This is a genomic window from Actinomadura sp. NPDC048032, assembly GCF_040653175.1.
Taxonomy (GTDB): Bacteria; Actinomycetota; Actinomycetes; order Streptosporangiales; family Streptosporangiaceae; genus Spirillospora; species Spirillospora verrucosospora.
Genome location: NZ_JBEZJP010000694.1, coordinates 1 through 2,445, shown reverse-complemented (window position 1 = coordinate 2,445; position 2,445 = coordinate 1). Strand labels below are relative to the sequence as shown.

The following is a 2,445-nucleotide window of genomic DNA, read 5'->3' as shown; positions in this document are numbered from 1 at the left end:
GGCAGGGCTGCACGTGGAACGGCCCGAAGGCCGAGCTGATCAGGTGGCGCCAGTAGTCCGCCTGGTCGCGGGCAGGGTGGTCCGAGGTGTCAACGAGCGTGGGCATGACGCTCCTCCGGTCGGCGGGCGGGGTCTCGGACGCCAACCGCAAGGCTTCTACGGCGCGTCAGGAAGGTCAATGAGCGAGTCAGCACGACGCTTCCGGCGGGCTTTGGCACTCGCCGCCAAAGTCACGGCACGCAGCGGCAAGACCGCCCCTTCCCCGGCGGCTTATACATGTCGCGGACCGACTCCCAGGGAGCCCCGCCAACCGGAAGATCCCGGACGACCCCCGAGAGGAACCCCCATGCCAGCCGACGAGCAGGAGACCGGCACCGGCCACGAGCCCGGCACCGGCGACGGCCAGGACAACGGCATCAGCCGCAAGAACTTCATCGTCGCCGCGGGCGCGGCGGGCATCGGCGCGCTGGCGCTGCCCACCGCCGTGTCCGCGGTGACCGCGCCCGCGCAGGCCCGCACCGAGCAGCGGCCGCTCACCCCGACGCCCAAGTGCGACGACGGGGACGACACCCCGACGCACTCGCAGATGGAGGGCCCCTACTTCAAGCCCGGGTCCCCCGAGCGCGCGTCGATCGTGACGCCCGGCATGCCGGGGACCCCCCTCACGGTCTCCGGGATCGTCTACTCGATGTCGTGCACGCCGGTGGCCCACGCCCTGCTCGACTTCTGGCAGGCGGACTATTACGGCAATTACGACAACTACGGCTACAAGCTCCGTGGACATCAATACACGGACGCTTCGGGACGATTCACCCTCACGACGATCGTGCCGGGCCTCTACCCCGGCCGCACCCGGCACATCCACGTCAAGGCGCAGGCCCCCTACCGGCAGATCCTGACGACGCAGCTGTACTTCCCGAACGAGCCCCGCAACAGCTCCGACTCGCTCTACGACCCGGCGCTGCTCATGAAGGTCCAGACCACTCCCACGGGCCGCACCGCGAAGTTCGACTTCGTCCTGCAGGTTCCCTGACCGGGGTTCCGCGGCCGGATTCCGTCACCGCTCCCGCGGAATCCCGCCCCCGCCAAGGCACCGGCGCGCCTTGGCGGGGGCTCCCGCTGTGCGACTGCGGGGGCTCTCGCCTGCGGCTTTTCGCGAGGTTCCCCCGGCGCGCCGCGCCGTTTCGCGGGGAACGGGACCGAGACGTGATGCGAATCGGCCACGAAACGGCAAAGGAATGGATAGTCTCCCACCGATCACTTTTGGTTGTGTAAGGAATCTGGGAGCACACGCCACATGAGCGCTGCCAACCGGGCACAGGTCATCACACGGTGGGGGGCCATCGCCTTCATGGCGGCCGCGGTCCTGACCGCCACCGCCGGTGGCTTCGCCCAGTCCTATGCCGGTCTCTACCACTGGGCCCTGGAGCACGGCCTGCGGGGATGGAAGGCCGAGTCCTTCCCCCTGCTGGTCGACCTGTTCATCATCGTCGGTGAACTCGGGCTGTTCCTGCTGGCCATCGACGCCTTCGTCATCAAGCGCCGGGCCCTGATGAGCTGGCTCGACTTCTGCCTGCCGCTGACCATCGCCCTCGCCGGGTGGACGGCCAGCCTCATCTTCAACGTCGGCCATGTCGGCCACAAGACCTTCTCCTTCCAGGCGACGGCCGCGGTCCCGCCGATCGTGTCGATGCTCGGCCTGTTCGTACTGCTGCGGACGCTGCACCGGTACGTGTCGCAGAGGACCGAGGAGGAGGAGGCCAAGCAGCCCGAGCCGCAGACGCGCGCGATCGCCGGGCCGGTCACGCTGAACCAGATCACCCTGATGCCGCTGCGCAACACCGGCCCGTTCGCGCAGATCCAGGTGCCCGGGTACTCCGGCAAGGCGATCGAGTCCGGGACCGCGGGCAGGGCCGAGGCCAAGGGCGCGCCAGCGGGCGAGGCCGCTCCGGCCCCGGCCGCACCGGCCGCCTCCGCTCCGGCCGCGGCACCCGCCGCGACCGAGGCGCCCGCGCCCGCGCCGGTCCCCGAGCCGGAGCCGGAGCCGGAGCTGGCCGTGGTCAGCGCCGCGTCGCGCGGCAGCCTCAATGGCCGCAGCTCCTACGGCACCGTCCCCGAGGAGGAGGCGCCCGTCGGGCCCGCGCCGGAGAACCTGCGGTCCCTCGTCATCGACATCCTCGAACGCCGCCACGGCGACGTCGCCGCGACGCTCGCCGAGGTCAGGGCCGAGGGCTACCGCTGCGACGAGGCCGAGATCCAGCGGATCAGCGACAACCACTGGTTCCCGTACGCGGTGTACCGGCTGCTGGCCAAGCACCACGGCGACGGCGAGCTGGTCGCCCAGGAGCTGAAGGCCCAGGGCATCGTCTACGACCAGGTGACGCTGGACGCGCTCGTCCAGTCCTGGCGCGTCTGACCCCGCGCTCTTTCCGCGCGTTCCGGACC

General features: G+C 70.7%; 2 protein-coding genes. Both read left to right on the top strand.

Features of this window, described 5'->3' with window-relative positions:
* Window positions 1-346: 346 nt before the first annotated feature.
* A complete protein-coding gene (locus tag AB0C69_RS41160) occupies window positions 347-1,033 on the top strand; it encodes a dioxygenase (protein ID WP_345183772.1) in 687 nt (228 codons plus the stop codon).
* A 264-nt stretch (window positions 1,034-1,297) separates the two neighbouring features.
* Window positions 1,298-2,416 carry a DUF2637 domain-containing protein gene (locus AB0C69_RS41155; RefSeq protein WP_360362094.1) on the top strand — a complete coding sequence of 373 codons (1,119 nt, stop codon included), beginning with the start codon at window positions 1,298-1,300 and terminating at the stop codon, window positions 2,414-2,416.
* Window positions 2,417-2,445: the final 29 nt, after the last annotated feature.

Excerpts from the sequence above, each read along its gene's own strand:
- AB0C69_RS41160 (WP_345183772.1), top strand. The coding sequence starts at position 347 with ATGCCAGCCGACGAGCAGGAGACCGGCACCGGCCACGAGCCCGGCACC.
- AB0C69_RS41155 (WP_360362094.1), top strand. The coding sequence starts at position 1,298 with ATGAGCGCTGCCAACCGGGCACAGGTCATCACACGGTGGGGGGCCATC.